We start from the raw sequence: 20,543 nt of genomic DNA on the forward strand, positions 1-20,543 counted from the left end.
TGTTGACAGATATCCCATGATTTTGTAATCTTTAACATTTCAAAATTTCCTGATAGCATTGAGGAGCAATACGAATGCCTATTTATATCCGGGGAACAGGAAGTTATGTTCCACCAAAAGTCCTACACAACCGGGACCTTGAAAAAATCCTTGATACCTCCGACGAATGGATTGCCCAGCGGACCGGAGTCCGTGAAAGACGGGTGGCCGATCCTGACGTCGCTGCTTCAGACCTGGCTCTGGAAGCTTCCAGAGCGGCCATAGAAATGGCTGGATTTAAGATAGAAGATATTCCTTTGATTATCATGGCCACCATTACTCCCGATACCCATTGTCCGGCCGGTGCCAATTGGCTTCAGGCCAAGCTTGGAGCTGATCATGCCGTGACCTTCGACATCACTGCCGCCTGCTCGGGTTTTCTCTTTGCCTTGAATGTGGCCGAACAGTATCTGAAGGCCGGGACCGTTGCCAACGTCCTGGTTACAGCCTCGGAGATCATGACCCGGACCTTAAACTGGAAAGACCGGGCCACGGCCATACTCTGGGGAGACGGGGCCGGGGCCGCTTTGGTTTCACAGGAAGGCCAGGGGGCTGAGATCCTTTCCACCCATATCCATACCGACGGGGCAGGCGGCGCTAATCTGCTCATGCCAGGCGGCGGTTCCAAAACCACTCCCATCTCCCATGAGAGTGTGGACAAAGACCTCCATACCCTGAAGATGATCGAGGCCAGCGCCTCGGTGCGTGTGGCGGTCAAGCATTTTGCCGACTCCTGCATCGAAGCCGTGGAGGCCAACGGCGTCTCCCTGGAGGACGTCGACTGGTTTATACCTCATCAGGCCAACTTACGGATGATTCAGGCCGTAGCCAAACGTCTGAACGTACCTTTTGAAAAATTCTATATGACCGTCCATAAATATGGAAACATCTCCTCAGCATCCATATCCATCGCTCTGGATGAAGCTGTTCGTACCGGTGCCATCCAAAAGGGGCAACTGGTCTTATTGACGGCCTTCGGTGGAGGTCTGACCTGGGGCAGTGCCTTGATCCGGTGGTGATTTCGATTATGGAATCCTATGACGAGTGGCGAGTGACGAGAAAAAAAATGGGAATCGGAGAATCGGGAAATGAGGCATTTTATCCCCCCGTCTCCGTTTCTCCTGTTCAGTATTTTATAATGAAAAGCAGGAGACAGCATCATGAAAAAAATGGTCGTTAAAGAAAAAAGCAAGTCCACCACAACCAGGCCGGCAAAACGCTCCCCATCATCCAAAACGGCCGGCGCAAAGAAATACGTCTATTTCTTCGGGAAAGGTCAGGCCGACGGGACTGCCGATATGAACAATCTTCTGGGGGGCAAGGGTGCCAATCTGGCGGAAATGACCAACCTGGGGATACCGGTTCCACCCGGATTTACCATCACCACCGAGGTCTGCACCTGTTATTATCAAAGCAATCATCATTACCCGAAAGAATTAAAAAAACAGACAGAGACCGCCTTGGCCCGGGTTGAAAAAATCATAGGCCGGAAATTCGGAGATCCGAACAATCCCCTTTTGGTTTCCGTCCGTTCCGGAGCCAGGAAATCCATGCCGGGAATGATGGAAACCGTGTTGAATTGCGGATTGACCACCAGGACCATCCCAGGCCTGATCAAAAAGACCCAAAACGAACGATTTGTCTATGATGCCTATCGCCGTCTTCTGGTTATGTATTCCGATGTGGTTATGGAAAAGGCTGCTGGCATTGAGCCTCTGGAAGGAGAAGGGATCCGTCAGAGACTTGACCATATCATGGAACAAATGAAGTCAGAGAAAGGATTCCTTAATGATACGGATCTGAAAACCGATGATCTCAAAGTGTTGTGTGAAGAATTTAAGAAAACCATCAAAGTTACCATAGGAAAAGAATTTCCCGATGATCCTTACGAACAGCTCTGGGGTGGAATCGGGGCCGTCTTCCAATCCTGGATGGGCAAGAGGGCTGTCTCCTACCGAAAAATTGAAGGTATCCCGGAAGATTGGGGTACGGCGGTGAATGTCCAGGCCATGGTCTTCGGCAACACCGGAGAAAACTCCGCAACCGGTGTGGCCTTTACCCGTAACCCGGCTACGGGGGAGGATAAATTTTTCGGGGAGTGGATGTCCAATGCCCAGGGGGAAGATGTGGTGGCCGGTATCCGCACCCCCAATCCGGTGAATAAGGCCGGGAAAACCGCCGATACGAGGCATCTCATGTCATTGGAAGAGGTGATGCCTGAGTTATACCGGGAATTGTATGAGATCCAGAAGAAACTGGAAAAACATTATACCGATATGCAGGATATCGAGTTCACCATTGAAGATGGAAAACTCTGGATGCTCCAGACCCGTACCGGTAAACGAAACGGTCAGGCGGCCATCCGGATGGCCGTGGATATGGTCAGTTCTAAAATAATCAGCAAAGAAACAGCCTTGCTCCGGGTAAACCCCGAACAATTAGATGAACTGCTGCATCCCAGTGTTGATCCGGAAGCGGAAAAAAAGGCCCATGCCCTGGTTAAAGGACTGCCAGCCGGTCCGGGAGGAGCCAGAGGACGTATTGTTTTTACAGCCGATGATGCCGAAGCCTGGGCCAAACGGGGAGAAAAGGTCATCCTGGTCCGAAATGAAACCTCTCCGGAAGATGTCCATGGCATGCATGCTGCCCAGGCCATTCTGACCGCCAAGGGGGGGATGACCAGCCATGCGGCCCTGGTTGCCCGGGGCTGGGGGAAATGCTGTATTGTCGGGGCCAATGCTTTGGACATCGATGTCCATAACAAAAAGGTTACGATTGATTCCAAAGTTCTGCGGGAAGGGGACTGGATCACCATGGACGGCTCACGTGGCCGGGTCTTTGAAGGACGGTTGAAATTATTACCGGCCGAACCGGCCAACAATTATTGGTATGCGGAATTGATGCAATGGGCCGATCAACATCGGAAATTAAAAATACGGACCAATGCCGATCGACCCCGGGATGCGGAAATCGCCAGGGGCTTCGGGGCCGAAGGCATCGGATTATGTCGAACGGAACACATGTTCTTTGAGGCCGAACGGATCCGAATGGTTCGGGAAATGATCCTGTCCGAAACCCTGGAAGGCCGGAAAAAAGCCCTGGATAAGTTACTGCCTATGCAACGGGGAGATTTTAAGGCCATCTTTAAGGCTATGGTGGGGCTGCCGGTAACCATTCGCCTCTTAGACCCGCCCTTGCACGAATTCCTGCCCAAAACCGATTTGGAACTGGAAGAGCTGGCCTTAGACATGGGAGTACCTTTTGACCAATTGAAGGCTAAAAACAAATCCCTTCATGAATTCAATCCCATGTTGGGACATCGGGGGTGCCGGCTGGGCATCACCTATCCGGAAATCTATGAAATGCAGGTCCAGGCCATTATGGAAGCGGCCTGTGATCTCACCAAACAAATGGTCAGGGTAATCCCCGAAATTATGATTCCTTTAGTCGGACACGTCAACGAATTGGAACTGATGCGTAATCTGACCATCCGGACCGCCGAGGGGGTCCAGAAAAAAAATGGGGTCAAGGTGGATTACACGGTAGGCACCATGATCGAACTTCCCCGGGCCTGTATTACCTCCGATGAGATTGCCACCCAGGCCGACTTCTATTCCTTCGGCACCAACGATTTAACCCAAACCGTCTATGGGCTTTCGAGAGACGACTCGGTCCAGTTCCTGCCTTTTTATGAAGAACATAACATCCTCAATGCCGACCCCTTCACCACGATTGACATCAAAGGGGTTGGGGCTTTTATGCAACTGGCCGTGGAAAAGGGCCGGAAGGTAAAGAAGAATTTAAAAATAGGCATCTGCGGGGAACAAGGGGGGGAGCCCAAATCGATCGAGTTCTGCAACCAGATGAAATTGGATTATGTCAGTTGTTCCCCCTTTCGGGTGCCGATCGCCCGACTGGCAGCGGCCCATGCGACTATTAAAGAGAGGCTGGAGAAGAGGAAGAAAAAATGAAAAGAAGTGACGGGTGACGGGAAAAAGCGGCAAACCCCGGTACCTCATTGGTAACCGGGGTTTTTCAATAACTGATCACATTAATGGACTAAATCTTCATGACCCATAGGGTCACCGCGAGGCATGAAAATATTTTTTAGGGGCTATGGGCAATAGACGATGGGCATGGTTAAACGGGTTTATGGGTTCTTATTTACCTATAGCCTCGTGCCCATAGTTTGAATTTTTCTATTTTCGAACTAAAAACGCGTCACGCGTCACGCGTCACCCGTCACTATCTTTTTTACGTCCCCATCTCCCAGGAAGCCAGATACTTCTTCTGTTCGGCCGTCAGGCTGTCTATTTTGATCCCCATGGAGGCCAGCTTCAGCCGGGCGATTTCATCATCGATTTCCTGGGGGACCCCATAGACGGTCTTCTTTAAGGATTTGGCTTTCTGTACCATATATTCGGCACATAAGGCCTGATTGGCAAAACTCATATCCATGACACTGGAAGGATGGCCTTCAGCCGCCGCCAGATTAATCAATCGACCTTCCCCCAGAACATTGATCTTTTTCCCGCTGGTCAAGGTAAACTCTTCCACAAACTCCCGAATGACCCGGCGCTTTTTGCTGATCTGCTCCAGACCTTTCAGATCCAGCTCGACATTAAAGTGCCCGGAGTTGGCCACGATGGCCCCGCTTTTCATCTGTAAAAAATGTTCTTTCCGAACCACATTGATGTCACCGGTCAGGGTACAGAAGAAATCCCCTACCCTGGCCGCTTCGGCCATAGGCATTACCCCAAAGCCGTCCATCACCGCTTCCAGGGCCTTCAATGGATCCACTTCCACGATAACCACATTGGCCCCCATCCCCTTGGCCCGCATCGCTACGCCCCTTCCACACCAGCCGTAACCGCAAATCACAAAGGTGCTTCCGGCCAGCAGGCGGTTGGTAGCCCGAATAATACCGTCAATAGTACTCTGGCCGGTGCCATACCGGTTATCGAAAAAATGTTTGGTCTTGGCATCATTAACGGCCACAATCGGATAGGCCAGGACCTTTTTTTCGGCCATGCTCCGTAAGCGGATCACGCCGGTGGTGGTTTCCTCCGTGCCCCCCAGGATGCCCTTCAGAAGGGCCCTTTTTTCGGAATGAATGGTGGACACCAGGTCAGCCCCATCGTCCATGGTTAAATGGGGCTTGAATTCCAGGGCCTGATAGATATGCTGGTAATAGGTCTTGCTGTCTTCCCCTTTGATGGCGAAGACCGGGACCTGGTCCTGACGGACCAGGGCGGCGGCCACATCGTCCTGGGTACTCAAGGGATTGGAGGCACAGACCGCCACTTCGGCCCCGCCGGCTTGAAGGGTCCGGACCAGGCCGGCCGTCTCGGTGGTTACATGGAGACAGGCAGCCAAACGAACCCCTTTCAGGGGTTTTTCTTTTAAGAAACGTTTTCGGATAATTTCCAGAACCGGCATGCTCTGCAGAGCCCATTCGATGCGCAAGGCCCCTTGAGCTGCCAGATTTAAGTCTTTGATGTCATAGTTCAATGGTCAGTCCTTTCTCTGATAAAATAAAGGGGTCGGGGATCAGGGGCCAGGGGTCGGCATAAAAATATCCTTTATCCGCCCCCCGATCCCTGAACCCCGACCCCCGATCGCTTTATTTCTTCAGCCCCCCCCGCTCCCGGAGGATTTCGGCTTTGTCAATTTTTTCCCAGGTAAAACTTTCTTCGTTACGTCCGAAATGGCCGTAAGCTGCGGTCTTCTTGTAGATAGGGCGTAATAAATTCAAATACTGGATTACGTCAGCCGGCTTGAAACTGAAGGTCTGCCGAATAATCTGGTTAATCTGAAAGTCCGGAATTTTTCCGGTCCCTCGAGTGTCGACGAAAATGGAAAGGGGCTCGGCCTTACCGATAGTATAGGAGACCTGGAGCCGGCAGACATCGGCCAGACCGGAGGCCACCACATTCTTGGCTACATGTCGGGCCATATAGGAAGAACTGCGGTCCACCTTAGAAGGATCTTTTCCTGAAAAGGCCCCGCCGCCATGGCTCCCGCGGCCCCCATAAGTGTCGGCGATGATCTTTCGGCCGGTCATTCCGCAATCCCCCATAGGCCCGCCAACCACAAAGCGGCCGGTCGTGTTGATAAAATACTGGGTCTTATTGGTCAGAAACTTGGCCGGGATGACCTTTTTAACGACCGTTTCAATAATACCTTCCTGTAATTTTTTATAGCTCACATCCGGATTGTGTTGGGCGGCTATAACCACGGCAGGTATGGAAACCGGCTTCCCATCTTTATATTCCACCGTCACCTGGGTCTTGCCGTCGGGCCGGAGGAAATTCAGAATCTTTTTCTTTCGAACCTCGGCCAGCCGTTTGGCCAACCGGTGGGCATACCAGATGGGCATGGGCATAAGGTCTTTGGTCTCGTTGCAGGCATAACCGAACATCATGCCCTGGTCCCCGGCCCCTTGTTCTTTTTTCTCTCCCAGGGCATTGACCCCCTGGGCGATGTCCGGGGATTGTTTGTCGATGGTGGTCAGGACGGCACAGGTTTCCCAGTCAAAACCCATGGAAGAATCGTTATAACCGATTTCTTTAATGGTTTGCCGGACGATTTGGGGCATATCCACATAACAGGTCGTGGTGATCTCTCCGGCGATCATGGCCAGGCCTGTTGTAACCAGGGTTTCACAGGCTACCCGTCCTTTAGGATCATCCCTCAAGATGGCATCCAAGATGGCATCGGAAACCTGATCAGCCACCTTATCGGGATGACCTTCCGTTACCGATTCCGAAGTAAAAAAATAATTCGAGCTGCTCATATACAGGCCCTCCTTTGGAAAATTTTTTTATCATAAACCTCCAGACATTTTTGTCAAGTGAATAATGTCCAATAGTTAGGACCCATAAATTTTCCTGCCCGTTCCTTACGTGAATTCATTTGTCCACTGCGCTACGGGAAAGCCGTTTTTCGCATCTTCTTTAAAACCTGGGACAATTCGGAGAAATTATTATTGATTAAAACTCTTTAAAATCACCTTCCTCCAGAGGGATTATTTGTTCCGGATTTATTTCCCTGGTTTTGCCTGATAGAAGTCCTTTACCATTCCCCTTCCGGTCAGGTCGCGGTAGGGCCTTTTGTAACCCGGTTCTTATCTGGTGGGCATTGGCCCTCCCGATTATCTTTTCTCTTTTCTGCTCCAGGGAGATGCTGTCATGCCCATTGGTATGTCCTCCAATAATCGTTACCAGCGCTTCCACAAATTTTTTCATCTGTTCCGCTTGGCCATTCATTTCTTCGGAAGCCGAGGCCGACTCCTCGGCATTGGCCGCATTCTGCTGTACCACCCGGTCCATTTCACCGACCGCTTTATTGATCTGCTCGGTCCCCTGGGCCTGCTCATTAGAGGCCGCGGCAATCTCTCCTACCAGTTCGCTCACCTTTTTGGAGCCACCGGCTACCTTCACAAAGGCCTCGTTGGTCCGGCTCACAATATCCGAACCATTTTTGATCTTCTTGACCGTCCCTTCAATCAAGTTGGAGGTGTTCTTGGCTGCCTCGGCTGCCCGCATGGCCAGATTCCGAACCTCATCGGCGACCACGGCGAATCCGGCCCCGGCCTCTCCGGCCCGGGCCGCCTCCACAGCGGCATTGAGGGCCAGCAGGTTGGTTTGAAAAGCGATCTCATCGATGGTCTTGATGATCTTGCCGGTCTCCTCGCTGGCGGAAGTAATATCCTGCATGGATTGGGTCAACTCTTTCATGGCCTGATTGGCCTCATCCACCACCCTGGTGGTATCCTGCATCAGGGTATTGGCCTGGGTGGCATTTTCGGCATTCTGCCTGGTCATGGAGGTCATCTCTTCTATGGAAGAAGAGGTCTCTTCCAATCCGGCGGCCTGCTCCGAAGCCCCTTCGGCTAAAGATTGACTGGCCGAGGATACCTGAAATGAGGCCGAGGCCACCTGATCGGCCCCTTCCCTGAGACCATCCACCACCTTTTTCAAAGACCTGGAGATGGATAAGGAGATGGACGTTCCAAAGGCTATAGCCGCTCCCACCCCTCCGAGAATCAGGACAATCAGGATGATTTTGGCTCTGGTAGACGATTTGTCAAAGGCCGCATCGGCCTCCTTGGCCACCCGCATGTTCAATTCAATCAGTTCATTCAGACTTTTTTCTACCTCTTTGAAGGCCTCCCGGGCTTTACCGTAGGTCACCATATAGGCGCTATTGCGTGAAGCATCATCCCCTTTTTTAGTCAACTCAATAACCTCCTGGTGGACCTTCTTCCAGGTTTCCCATTTGGGGACAAAGTCCTTCCATATCCGGGCCTCTTCTTCGGTCTGGGGAAGGGGCTCATAAATCTTCCAGCCTTTATCCGCCTTCTTCCAGGCCTCATCCAACTGGGTCAATTGACGTTTAATGATACCAGGATCTTTTTCATAGACCAGGATTCTCTCCATACTACGGATGTCCGTCCGGGCCTGATTCATGATCTCCAAACCGTAAACACTGGGCAGACGAACAACGGATACCTCGTCTTGGGCAATCTGGGCCTCTCTCATTCCCCAGAAACCCGTTACCCCAATGACGGCGGCAATAGCAGCCACGATTAAGAAACTCCCGATTAATTTGACGCTCAATTTCATGTTCTTCATGGTTTTCCCTCCAAAAATATTCCATCAGTCGATTTTGCTTTTCTTTAGGGAAAGATTACAAAAAACATGCCATTAACGATTGTTTATTTTTTATCTGTTAATTCAACAGGATATTAATTTATGACCCGCAACAACCCAGGGTAAGGTCCTGAATTCGTCTAATTCAACAAGAGAAAGTCTTATGGGATGTGAGAAAGTCTTATGAGACAAGACAGGGGAAGGTATCTATTGCAGTGGCGGGCTTTATGCCCGCCCGATAACCGGGAGGGGATAAACCCTCCCCTACGACTTTTGAAGTGATGTCTGGATACTGGATCAAGTATCTTCCGGCCAGAGAGCGTGAAGGCAAAAGAAGTCAGGCCTTGAAAGACAGGCCGTATTTCTTAACCAAGCCATATAAACGGGCCCGGGAAAGACCGCAGATCGGGCAGGCCTTGGTGATATCCCCTCCGGTGGTAGAAAGCAGCTCCTGCAAGTATTGTTTTTCCGCCCGGTTAACGGCTTCCTCCCGAACGGTTTGGAGTGGCGGCAGGATCGTGGAATGAGAATTTTTTCCCTTAGGAATTTCTCCTTCTAATGTTGTCTTGTCTTTCACCGCCGATTGCAGGATCCGGATACGAAAACTATCCGGCAGGTGCTTGGGATAAAGGATCGGATCACGATGGGCGGCCGTAAAAGCCCCTTCCAGGGCATGAAATAATTCCCGGACATTTCCCGGCCAGTCATGAAAGGCCAAAGACTCAAAAAAATCAGCCGAAAAACCCTTTATCTCCGTCCCATATCGACGGCAAAGATCGGTGATATAATACATGGTCAGCTCCGGAATATCTTTAGAGCGGTCCTTCAGGGGAGGCAGTTCAAGGGTAAAGGACTGGAGGCGAAAAAGGAGATCCTTCCGGAAAAAATCCTTTTCGATCATCTTAGTTAAATCCCGGTTGGTCGCCGCCACCAATCGAAAATCGCTTTGGATTTCTTTTTCACTGCGTAAAGGTCGAAAACGGTGATCCTGCAATACCCGGAGAAAGACCTTTTGCATGGAAAGGGGTAATTCACCGACCTCATCCAGAAAGAGCGTTCCGCCATCGGCCTGTCTGACCAAACCATCGAAGGCTTTATCGGCCCCGGTAAAGGCCCCTTTTTCATAACCGAAAAGGGTGCTTTCCACCAGGTTTTCCGGAATGGCGGCGCAGTCGACGACCACAAAATTCTTGGCTGCCCGGGGGCTGTTATTATGGATTGCCCAGGCGAAGAGCTCTTTGCCGGTACCGGTTTCCCCGGTTATGAGTACATTAATGTCACTGCCGGCCACCTGGGCCACCTGATCCAGGCAATTCAAGATCGGCGGACTATTACCGATAATGCCTTGCCGCTTTAAAGCCCTGATGGGTTTGGGGGCTTGCTTGGCCTCCCGGTATTCCAGTGCCCGAATAAAGGTCAAAGTCATTCCATCAAGGGTCGATGGTTTTTGAATATAATCCCAGGCCCCGTTCTTAATGGCCAAGGCCGCCCCGGAGACATCCCCCGAGCCGGTGATAATAATCACCTCGGGAAAAGATTTACTGGAGCGCAAGGCCGGCAAGGCCTCAAGGCCGTTGCCATCCGGTAAAAAAACATCGAGAAATATGATATCATAGTCTGAAGAAGCGGCGGCCTTAAGCCCGTCCGTAAGGGAAAAGGCGCAGTGCGCATCATGGCCTATTTTTCTGACCATATCGGCCAATACCTGGCACATCATTTGATCATCGTCAATAATCAGAACCTTAGCCATCTCTCCCATCCAGGGCCCTTCGAATGGCCACGGCGATTTCTCCCAGGAGAACCGGTTTCATTAAAAAGCTTCGAATCCCCATGGCATCGGCCTCTTCCGGCGTAACGGTTTCACTGAATCCGCTGCAAAGGATAATCGGGAAATCAGGACGGAAGGATAAAATCTCCCGGGCCAATTCCGTACCGCTCATTTTCGGCATGGTCTGGTCGGTAATAAGCAAATCGAACTGCCCGGCTCGGGTCCGAAAGACCTGCAGGGCATCGATACTGCTGACCAGGCCGGACACTTGATAGCCCAAACGTTTCAGGATTTTAACCCAGGTTTCCACCAATCCCGCTTCATCGTCAACAAAAAGGATCCGCTCATGGCCCAGGGGTAAAGGGGCCTTGACCGCCTCGCTTAGATCTGTCGCCATCTCCATCTTGGGGAGGTAGACCTTAAAGGTGCTCCCTTTATCCGGTTCACTATAAACCGTGATCTGCCCCCCATGACTCCTGACAATCCCATGGACTACCGAAAGCCCCATGCCGGTGCCCTGTCCGGGTTTTTTGGTGGTAAAAAAGGGGTCAAAGATCCTACTCAATATGGCCGGCTCCATGCCCCCGCCTGTATCCCTGACGCTTATCCTCAAAAAAGGGCCTGGATTCAATTCTTGAAAAAACGGCTTGTCTCCATCCTCAAGATGGACCTCATCCAGACTGACCTCTATAACCCCTTTCCGGTCTTGAATGGCTTGGGAGGCATTGGTACACAAATTCATCATCACCTGATGTAAATGGGTCGAATCCATCAGGATCAGGTCTTCCGAGACACTCAGCTTTTGTTGAATCTCTATACTCTTCGGCAAGGAAGCCCGAAGCAATTTAAGGACCTCTTTGACCACCGGCAGAACATGGATAGGTCCCTTTTCCTGCTCCCCCTGGCGGCTGAAGGCCAGGATTTGTTTGACCAGGTCCCTGGCCCGGTCGCTGGCCTTAAGCACTTGATCCAGGTTGTATCGCGTGGGTGATTCCGGGGGAAGATCATACAGGGCTAACTGGGTAAAGCCCATAATAGCCCCTAAAATGTTGTTAAAATCATGGGCAATCCCGCCGGCCAGGGTCCCGATGGCCTCCATTTTTTGAGATTGTTGCAGATGGGCCTGCATCTTGTGCCATTCCGTCATATCCCGGATAACCCCGAAGGTCCCGATCATTTTATCATCAGTCTTTTCAATAACATGCCGCAGTTCACAATAGACCTCACTCCCATCGACTTTCTTACCGGTGAATTCAACCGTACCGAATCCTTCCTCTTCGATCGCTTTTTGCATTTGTCCTGCAATCCGCTCTCGCTCGGATTCTTTTAATAATACCTGAAAATGGCGGCCCATCAAGGCTTCCGGCTTCAGGCCAAAGACCTTTTCGGTTTGAGGCGAAATCTTTTTAATAAATCCGAAGGCATCGGTCTCATAGATAATGTCGAAAGTCTGTTGTAGTAATTTACTTTGCCTCTCCTCACTCCGGCGCAAGGCCTCTTCGGCCGATTTCCTGTCCGTCACATCTTCCAAAAAAGCCTGCATTCCAGTCAATCGCTCTTGACCTTCACCATCCTTCTCATAAATGGACTCAGGTGTGATTCGAACCCAGATTATTTTGCCGGAAGCATGGAACATTCTGACTTCGTAGGGATCTGAAATAGCCTGGCCGGAGAGCCTTTTCTGAATCCTGTCCAGGATGACAGGCAGATCTTCCGGATAGACTATAGATTGGAAATTTTTGCCTACCTGCTCAGCCAGTCTGTACCCGGTGATGGCATCCACCTTCCGGTTCCCATAGGTAAAGTCCCCCTTTAAATCGACCGCAAACATACCGATAGGCGCATCATCGATAAACCGCCGGTACTTTTCTTCACTGAAGCGCAGCGCCTCTTCCGCCTTCCGGAGCTCTATGATTTCTTCCTTTTCTTTCATGGCCCGTAAAACGGCCGGTCCCAGGCGCGAAAGGTGGTCTTTGAGCACATAATCCGTGGCCCCGCTTTTCAGGGCTTCAATGGCGATCTCTTCCCCCAGGGTGCCGGTGACAAACAGGAAAGGTACCTCGGGACAACGCTCCCGGGCCAGTTCCAGGGCCGAAAAACCGTCAAAGGCCGGAAGGGAATAGTCCGCCAGAATAATATCAAATCCTCCCTGTTCAATGGCTTCCAGAAAAGCCCTCCGGGTTTCAACGCAGACCATCTCACAGCCAACCCCTTCTCTTTCGAGCGTTTTCCTGTTCAGTTCGGCATCATTCGGGTTGTCCTCAAGATTCAGGATGCGCAGTTTTCCTTTCATCGCTTCTCCTATACCCTCAAGGTTCTGGGCGGCGGCTCGTTGATCATCACCCAAAATAATCCCAATTCCCTGGCCGTTATCGATAAATTCATGAAACGGTATTGGCGATATTATACTCCGCCAGGGCTTCAAGAGTCAATTCTATATCATTGGGATTGTCTTCGACCAACAGTATCTTTTTCATCACAATCGTTGTCATTCGCATTCCTCCTAAAATCCTCGCCGGACTCCAGGGCTTTTATATAGCGGTTTAGAATCATGTCCTCCTACCTCACGCCTAATACAACCAAGGCTTCCTGAAGGGTCGAAAAGGAAATCGGTTTTTCAAAGTAAAAATCCGCTCCCTCGGCCAGGACTTTTTCCTTGACTTCCGGGCTCCCGTATCCGGTAATCAAAATCAGCCTGGTTTGAGTCCTTTCTTTTTTGACATATTGTATAATTTTCAACCCCTCCTCCCCCAATACCCCGGTCAATCTGAGATCGGCGATAATGACTTGATAATTTTTCTCTTCGATCAAAGCCATGGCCTCTTCCAGCGTCTCGGCCGTATCGATGGCCATTCCAGGTGCGGATAACAGTTTTTTTAAGGCCAGTAAAAATGTCGGTTCATTATCGACGATCAGCAATCGATGGATTCCATTTTCCATGGGCTATCCCTTTCAAATTTTCTTTATTCTTCAGAGAAGACCAGGTACTGAACCGTTCTTTAAAAAAAACAATATGAAAAAAATCTAATTGGTCTTGAAAAACGATAAGGTTAAAGTAATACAAAAATCCTATAGCCTATAGCCCATCGCCTGCTTGAATTCCTATCTGCTACATCAAAAAAGATGCCAAATCGAGTTATACCGGAAAGGAGGTCATTTGGCCGGTGATTCGGAAGGGAAAGGTAAGGGGACCGGTCTCAAATTTCTCATATTGAGATCGGTTGTTGCAAAGATGATAAAATGGGAAAAGCCAGAAATTTCTCTGTTACCCTTCTGTCTTAAGCCCCTTCGTCGAACTGCTTCAACCTGCGATACAAGGTGGCCCGGGAAACCCCCAGGGCCTGGGCCGTCTTATTTTTATCCCCGCTGAATTCCTTCAGCAGAGACCGTATCTGGGAGATTCTCAATTGATTTGCGCTTTGATCTTTTTTCCGGGATTCCGGACCGGAGGCTGGAATCTCCAACCCGGGAAAATGGATCGGCTCGAGAGGTTTTCCTTTAGCCAGGAGACAGGCCCTTTCCAGGACGTTCCGCAACTCCCGGATATTACCCGGCCAGGGATAGGTTATCAGTAATCCCAAGACTTCCGGGGAGACCCTGGTGCCGGAGGCCCCGAAGGTTGCCAGGATATGGCTTACCAGATCCGGAATATCCTCAGGTCGTTCCCTCAAAGGAGGCAGCATTATAGGAAAGACGTGGATACGAAAATATAATTCTTTTCTAAAGCGGTCATGGGCTATCTCCTCCTGGAGATCTTTGTGTGTGGCGCAAATGAGACGGAAATCACTTCTTCGCGGTTTCACATCACCGAGGCGGCGAAACGTTTTTTCCTCAATAACCTTTAAAAATTGGGCCTGAACGTTCAGTTCCATGTCCCCCACTTCATCCAGGAAAAGAGAACCCCTGTCGGCCACCTCGATTAAACCCGACCGATCCTGGACCGCTGAGGTGAAGGCCCCGCGTACTGCACCGAACAATTCACTGGACAGAAGATCTCCTCTAAGGCCGGAACAATTGATTTCCACAAAAGGGTTGGAACTCCGCCGGCTGTGATAGTGAATCCATTGGGCCAACATCCCTTTTCCGACACCCGATTCTCCCTGGAGCAGCACGGCCGAATCGGTTTCTGCCGCCAGAATGGCCAATTCTCGAACCTTTTGAATCGTCTGGCTTTGCCCGAAATAGAGCTCTTCCTTTTTAAACAACCGTTGTTCGGAATAGTGCCGGCGACGGATAGTCCCCACTTCCAGTATTTTCTGCAGAAAGACCTCCAAACCGGCCATATCCACCGGTTTGGTCAAGAAATTATCCGCCCCCTTGCGCATAGCTTCTACGGCCATGGGCAGATCTCCCGCCCCGGTTATAATAATGATGGGCAGGTCCGGATAGTTCGCGCGAAGCACCGGGACCCAATCCAGCCCGTTGCCGTCAGGCATTAACAGGTCCAGCAGAAGGGCGTCAAACCGTTGAGAAGAGACGGCTTCCTGAGCCTGGTGTAGCGTGGAGGCTTCCCGCACTTCATAGCCGACCTTGGTCAGGTACTTATTAAAACCAAAACGGGTGGGGAGGTCATCATCGACTAAGAGGATTTGGGGTTTCATAAAGGGATGCCTGACCTATTTTTTGAGTCCACAAATTTAGATTCTTGCTTTTCCAAAATCTTCCTTAGAGGCCATTCATGTCGAAACTCTGAGCTTCCGGCTTTGCGCTTTGAGCCTATCAGGACACGATCGGCAGCGTCACCTTTACCGTACATCCAGGAGGCGGATCATTGTTCCAAATAGCCACCTTCCCACCTATAGACTCGACAAAATTTTTTACCAGACTTAATCCTAAACCGGTTCCTCCTGCCCGTGTTGTAAAGAAAGGGTCGAAAACGCGATTCAGGCACTCTTCAGGGATGCCGGTTCCCTGATCGCCGATCTTTATTAGGCACGACTCCCGGTTTAACGCCTCAACCCGAAATTCAATGGCACTGCCATTAGGACTATTTTGAGCGGCGTTTTCCAATAGGTTAAGGATAATTTGCTGGAGTTTCAGCGAATCGGTTTTAATAAGTATTTTTTCTACTTCGGATGGTACAATAAGGGATAATTTGTGGGTTTTGCCAAATTTCGTTTCCTGCCAGAGGTTATGGATATTGGATAAGATTTCCCTGAACACTTCAACATCGAAACTTTCAGAATGAATCGGTTTTCCCAACTCCAACAGGTCTTTCATTAAATTGGAAAGGCGGGTAACCTGACTCCGGATATGTTCCAGGTAAGGCTGATAGGCGCTATTAGGCCCGATATCTTTGAAAAGGGCTTCCGTGATGGCCAAAATGGCATTAAGGGGATTACGCACCTCGTGGGCCACCCCGGCGGCCATTTGGCCAAGGAGTTTCATCTCTCGGGAATGGGTCAATTGTTCTTCCATTTGTTTGTTTTCGGTAATATCCCGGTTGCTGGCCCTTCTGCCGTATGGTTTCCCACCGGAAATCGAAACAGGCTGGCAGACATGCCCGATCCACCGGAGCTCTCCGGTGCGGGTGATGACCCGGTATTCTAATGAATCCACCCCCCTGGTGTTGTTGACCCTATCCCGGTGCTTTTCCATCAGGTGCCGATCGTCCGGATGGACAATTTTCAACAATAACGCCGGATCATTTATAAAATCCGCCGCAGAATAACCTGTAATGCGTTGACAGGAAGGGGAACAGTATAAAATCGTTCCATCTTCGTCTTTCCAGAATTCCCAGTCATAGGTAAAATCCAATATCAGGCGGAAACGTTCCTCGCTGGCCCGCAAGGCTTCGTTGGCACGACGCTGCCTGATAATCTTGTACAGTTCATTGGCCACCAATTGGACCTGAAGGACATCCTGTTCATCATAGTTCTCCGCCTTATTGCCCACACCAAAAATAATCCGGGCCTTCCCTTCTTCCATTACAGGAATACTGATGAATCGCTGTATCGGAGTATGTCCTTCCGGGATCCCTTTCCTGTTGGGAGCAGTTTGATAGTCATTGCAGACTACCGGCTTTTTGAATCGGACACAATCGACCCAGATACCGGCCTGATCAATCGGATAATGGTTCTCATAGGCGACCGTGCAGTTCTTCAGGGCCTCGCTATTCCAGGTGGTTAAAATAATAGTCTTCTGATCATCCGAGACCAGGTGAAAAAACCCGATGGTGCTACTGGTAAGCAGTACCGCTTGTTCCAGAGCATAGTCATAGAGTTCGTTATCGCTTAGCTGGAAGGCTTTCTCGTAAAGCTCAAGAAGGATCTTCTCCCGCATCAACTCTTTCAGGTGGCCCATCTCTTTTCCTGTCCCATTCAATCTTTTGTTCTGGACCCTTCTATCGATCATTTCAAACACTGGTGGGAATCGGGTTACCCACCCAAGATGGTCATTTCAACAGGAATGGTTCTTGGCTTTTCATAGATAACTTATTGATTATACTAAAAATTAATTTTTTAGTATAATCCCCCCTGCATTTTTGGCAAGGTAATAATATCCCCTGTCCCCCTTCACTTTCAGATAACTATTGAAGAGGCTAATTTTTTAGAAATGGACACATAGAATGTCGTCCCTTTCCCGGCTCCGGACTCCACCCATACCCTGCCCCCATGATGATCGGCTAATTCTTTTACAATAGCCAGTCCCAAACCCGTCCCTTCGACATCGGCGGTTGTTTCCTCGCGCTGAAAGGGGTCAAAGATCCTTTCGGAACTCTCCCTTCTGATACAGATTCCATCATTGGTGACGGATAGGATATGAAATCTCTCAGAGGCCTGGTACCCAATCCTGATCTCACTCAGTTGATCACCGCCATATTTCAGGGCATTATCCACAAGGTTCCTCAGGATCCTCAAGATGCCGGATGGGTCTGCACTGATTTCCGGAACACAATCAGGTTCCAACCAGCGAATCTGAAAATTTTTAAGTCGATTCGAAAATTCTTCCTTCACGGTCTGAAAGATCTCTTTGGGGTTTACCCTTTCGACCTTTAAAGGGGCATGCTTGGTGGACATATACAGATTGATCTTTTCGACCAGCAAGGTAATCTGTTCGGCGGTTTTCAGTATTTGATCACAGCACCTTTGTCCCCTTTCATCCAGGATAGCTCTATACTGCCGGGAAAGCAGCTTGGTTAATCCAAAGATACCGATGGCCGGGCTCTTGAGATCATGGGAAACCGAGTAGGCAAACAGCTTGATTTTTTCCGCACTCCTTTGCAGAGCCTCCTCCATGAGTAAACGATCGGCAATCTCCTTTTGCAATTGATTGTTGGCTTGGGTAAGCTCGGCCGTACGCTCGGCAACCAACTCTTCAAGGTGTTCCCGGTGCCTCCTTAATTCCTCTTCGACCCGCCGGCGTTCGGTAATGTCCCTGATGACAGCCACGAATCCTGTTGAAGCCCCCTCAGGGGATTTAATGGCTGAGGTGACCGTTTCAACCGGAACAGCCGTACCGTCCCTGCGAATAAAATTCCACTCGGTTCTGAAAAACCCAATCCGCTTAATAATGGGATAGGCTACGTCTCCAAAGGACTTAAAACTATCATCGGAGGGGTGAATAATCCTCGCCGATTTCCCTTCGATTTCATTTCGTTCAAAGCCAAATAGAGTCAGAAAGGCCTGATTGAAAGAGACGATCTTTCTCTCCGGATTCAGCATCAGGATGGCATCGGTGGAATGCTCCACCAGGGTCCGGTATTTTTCCTCTGAGGCCTTAAGGGATTCTTCCACCAGCCGGCGCTCGACGACTTCCTGTTGTAACTGTGCTTTTTGCGCCTCCAGTTGTTTTTGCATCCTATGCAGGGACAGGTGGGTTTTAATCCGTGACAAAACTTCTTCAAACTGAAAGGGTTTGGTGATGTAATCCACCCCACCGGCCTGAAACCCCTTCACCTTAGCTTCTATATCGGTCAAGGCCGTCATAAAGATAATCGGAATATCCCGCAGGGCCTCATCGGCCTTCAATCTGTGGCAGGTTTCAAACCCGTCCATGGCAGGCATCAGCAGGTCCAGGAGAATCAAGTCGGGGCGACCGTATCGAGCCTTGTCCAGGGCACTCTCACCATCTCGGGCCACAATCAGGCGAAACCCGGCCCCTTTTAAATGTTTCGATAGGACATCCAGATTAAAAGGGTCATCATCTACGGCCAAAACAGTGGGAAGAGCAGCCTTCGACCTATCGGAAGCTTCTGAATCAATCTGCATAACGCGACCTCCGGATACGGTACTCTCAACAGGCAGAAAATAGAGAAAATTTCCACCAAGGGTGTCAATACCCCCTACCCCCTGGTCAAATGCCGGTATTTGATACGATGGGGCTGATCGGCGGCCGCACCCAGTCTGGCCTTTCGGTCGGCCTCATATTCCGAATAATTGCCGTCGAACCACTGGACCTTGCTTTCCCCTTCAAAGGCCAGGATATGGGTGACGATCCGATCCAGGAACCAGCGGTCATGGCTGATGACCATGGCACAACCCCCGAAATTTTCCAGGGCCTCCTCCAGGGCCCTCATGGTATTGACATCCAGGTCATTGGTCGGCTCATCCAAAAGAAGCACATTGGCCTCTTCTTTCAACATGCGGGCCAGATGGACCCGGTTGCGTTCTCCCCCGGAAAGAAGCCCCACCTTTTTCTGCTGATCGCTGCCGGAAAAATTGAACCGGGCCACATAGGCCCTGGAATTGACCTCCCGCTTTCCCAAATTGATGGGATCCTGGCCCTCGGTGATCATTTCCCAGATGGTCTTCTCCGGATCAAGAACATCACGGCTCTGATCGACATAGGCCAGCTTGACCGTTTCCCCGATTTTAAGAACACCGCCATCCGGTTTCTCCTGGCCGGTGATCAAACGAAAAAGGGTGGTCTTGCCGGCCCCATTGGGTCCGATGACGCCTACGATCCCGCCCGGAGGAACCATAAAAGAAACCTGGTCCATCAGCAGGTTGTCGCCATAAGCCTTGCTCAGATTTTCCGCCTGAATCACCAGATTCCCCAAACGGGGACCAGGAGGAATATAGATCTCCAGGTCTTTCTCTCTTTTTTCCATCTCCTGGTCGACCAGGGCTTCATAGGAATGGATACGGGCCTTGGCCTTGGCATGGCGGCCCTTCGGAGACATGCGGATCCATTCCAGCTCATGCTGAAGGGTCTTTTGACGCTTGCTCTCCGTCTTTTCTTCCAGACGCAGCCGGTTTTGTTTTTGTTCCAGCCAGGAAGAATAATTCCCCTTCCAGGGGATTCCTTCCCCCTTGTCCAGTTCCAGGATCCAACCGGCCACATTGTCCAGGAAGTAGCGGTCATGGGTTACGGCGATGACCGTCCCGGCATAGCGCTGCAAATGCCTTTCCAGCCAGGCCACGGTTTCGGCGTCCAAATGATTGGTGGGCTCATCCAAAAGGAGGATGTCCGGGTTTTGAAGCAGGAGCCGACAAAGGGCCACCCGCCTTCTTTCGCCTCCGGATAATATTTTGACCGATGTATCACCGGGAGGACAACGCAAGGCCTCCATGGCCATTTCCAGCCGGGAATCCAGGTCCCAGGCATCCAGGGCATCCAGTTTTTCCTGGACCCGGCCCTGTCGTTCGATGAGTTTATCCATTTCGGCGTCGGTCATGGGCTCGGCGAACTGTTCATTGATCCGGTTAAATTCATTCAACAAATCCACTATGGTCTGGACCCCCTGCTCCACCATTTCCTTTACGGTCTTGCTGTCATCCAACACGGGTTCCTGTTCCAGAAACCCTACCGAATGGCCGGGGGAAAGAATGGTCTGCCCGTTAAACTCCTGGTCGACGCCGGCCAGGATCCGAAGGAGTGAACTCTTGCCCGAACCATTGAGCCCCAGGACCCCGATTTTGGCCCCGTAAAAATACGAAAGGGATATGTTCTTCAACACCGGTTTCTTATCATAATATTTGCTGACCTGAATCATCGTATAGATGACTTTATTCGGTTCGACAGCCATAGGGTTTGATATCCTCTCTGTGGAAAAAAATTTGTACTTAGCGCCCTTCGGGCGGACTCTAAAAACATCTCACGCAAAGACGCAAGGACGTAAGGACGCAAAAAATTGCAGC

General features: G+C 50.5%; 12 protein-coding genes and 1 pseudogene. 2 read left to right on the forward strand and 11 right to left on the reverse strand.

The genetic code is table 11. The features are described 5' to 3' along the window. Positions 1-74 precede the first annotated feature (74 nt). Together HY879_14175 and HY879_14180 are read left to right on the forward strand one after the other, a co-directional pair. Entirely contained in the window at positions 75-1,058 is a 984-nt protein-coding gene (locus tag HY879_14175) for a ketoacyl-ACP synthase III (protein MBI5604490.1), read from the forward strand. A gap of 150 nt (positions 1,059-1,208) precedes the next feature. Further along, positions 1,209-4,010: a pyruvate, phosphate dikinase gene (locus HY879_14180; GenBank protein MBI5604491.1), complete on the forward strand. Its 2,802-nt coding sequence runs from the start codon at positions 1,209-1,211 to the stop codon at positions 4,008-4,010. 283 nt (positions 4,011-4,293) lie between these two features. Here HY879_14180 and HY879_14185 read toward each other — a convergent pair whose 3' ends face one another. The 11 genes and pseudogenes from HY879_14185 to ettA form a co-directional block, all read right to left on the reverse strand. Then, positions 4,294-5,550: an adenosylhomocysteinase gene (locus HY879_14185; protein ID MBI5604492.1), complete on the reverse strand. Its 1,257-nt coding sequence runs from the start codon at positions 5,548-5,550 to the stop codon at positions 4,294-4,296. Positions 5,551-5,662: 112 nt separating this feature from the next. After that, complete coding sequence (locus HY879_14190) at positions 5,663-6,835, reverse strand: methionine adenosyltransferase (protein ID MBI5604493.1); 1,173 nt, start codon at positions 6,833-6,835, stop codon at positions 5,663-5,665. Between the two features lie 196 nt (positions 6,836-7,031). Further along, the gene (locus HY879_14195; GenBank protein ID MBI5604494.1) at positions 7,032-8,675 is read right to left on the reverse strand and encodes an MCP four helix bundle domain-containing protein; all 1,644 of its coding nucleotides are present in this window, start codon (positions 8,673-8,675) and stop codon (positions 7,032-7,034) included. A 355-nt stretch (positions 8,676-9,030) separates the two neighbouring features. After that, positions 9,031-10,443, reverse strand: coding sequence for a sigma-54-dependent Fis family transcriptional regulator (locus HY879_14200; protein MBI5604495.1), 1,413 nt, complete (start codon positions 10,441-10,443; stop codon positions 9,031-9,033). After that, positions 10,436-12,754: a PAS domain S-box protein gene (locus HY879_14205; protein ID MBI5604496.1), complete on the reverse strand. Its 2,319-nt coding sequence runs from the start codon at positions 12,752-12,754 to the stop codon at positions 10,436-10,438. The genes HY879_14200 and HY879_14205 overlap by 8 nt, the downstream gene beginning before the upstream one ends. A gap of 94 nt (positions 12,755-12,848) precedes the next feature. Then, positions 12,849-12,941: pseudogene (locus HY879_14210) on the reverse strand (response regulator). Positions 12,942-13,020: 79 nt separating this feature from the next. Then, on the reverse strand, positions 13,021-13,401 hold the full coding sequence (locus HY879_14215; protein MBI5604497.1) for a response regulator: 381 nt from the start codon (positions 13,399-13,401) through the stop codon (positions 13,021-13,023). A 338-nt stretch (positions 13,402-13,739) separates the two neighbouring features. Continuing rightward, complete coding sequence (locus HY879_14220) at positions 13,740-15,062, reverse strand: sigma-54-dependent Fis family transcriptional regulator (protein MBI5604498.1); 1,323 nt, start codon at positions 15,060-15,062, stop codon at positions 13,740-13,742. A 118-nt stretch (positions 15,063-15,180) separates the two neighbouring features. Then, positions 15,181-16,764, reverse strand: a complete 1,584-nt coding sequence (locus HY879_14225; protein ID MBI5604499.1) for a GAF domain-containing protein — start codon at positions 16,762-16,764, stop codon at positions 15,181-15,183. Between the two features lie 218 nt (positions 16,765-16,982). Continuing rightward, entirely contained in the window at positions 16,983-18,671 is a 1,689-nt protein-coding gene (locus HY879_14230; GenBank protein ID MBI5604500.1) for a PAS domain S-box protein, read from the reverse strand. A gap of 74 nt (positions 18,672-18,745) precedes the next feature. Continuing rightward, entirely contained in the window at positions 18,746-20,431 is a 1,686-nt protein-coding gene (gene ettA / locus HY879_14235) for an energy-dependent translational throttle protein EttA (GenBank protein MBI5604501.1), read from the reverse strand. Between the last annotated feature and the right edge of the window lie 112 nt (positions 20,432-20,543).

It is taken from the genome of Deltaproteobacteria bacterium, assembly GCA_016219225.1.
Taxonomy (GTDB): Bacteria; Desulfobacterota; RBG-13-43-22; order RBG-13-43-22; family RBG-13-43-22; genus RBG-13-43-22.

Coding starts and splice junctions, on each gene's coding strand:
- HY879_14175 (MBI5604490.1), top strand. CDS start 75: ATGCCTATTTATATCCGGGGAACAGGAAGTTATGTTCCACCAAAAGTC.
- HY879_14180 (MBI5604491.1), top strand. CDS start 1,209: ATGGTCGTTAAAGAAAAAAGCAAGTCCACCACAACCAGGCCGGCAAAA.
- HY879_14190 (MBI5604493.1), bottom strand. CDS start 6,835: ATGAGCAGCTCGAATTATTTTTTTACTTCGGAATCGGTAACGGAAGGT.
- HY879_14195 (MBI5604494.1), bottom strand. CDS start 8,675: ATGAAGAACATGAAATTGAGCGTCAAATTAATCGGGAGTTTCTTAATC.
- HY879_14200 (MBI5604495.1), bottom strand. CDS start 10,443: ATGGCTAAGGTTCTGATTATTGACGATGATCAAATGATGTGCCAGGTA.
- HY879_14205 (MBI5604496.1), bottom strand. CDS start 12,754: ATGAAAGGAAAACTGCGCATCCTGAATCTTGAGGACAACCCGAATGAT.
- HY879_14215 (MBI5604497.1), bottom strand. CDS start 13,401: ATGGAAAATGGAATCCATCGATTGCTGATCGTCGATAATGAACCGACA.
- HY879_14220 (MBI5604498.1), bottom strand. CDS start 15,062: ATGAAACCCCAAATCCTCTTAGTCGATGATGACCTCCCCACCCGTTTT.
- HY879_14225 (MBI5604499.1), bottom strand. CDS start 16,764: ATGGGCCACCTGAAAGAGTTGATGCGGGAGAAGATCCTTCTTGAGCTT.
- HY879_14230 (MBI5604500.1), bottom strand. CDS start 18,671: ATGCAGATTGATTCAGAAGCTTCCGATAGGTCGAAGGCTGCTCTTCCC.
- ettA (MBI5604501.1), bottom strand. CDS start 20,431: ATGGCTGTCGAACCGAATAAAGTCATCTATACGATGATTCAGGTCAGC.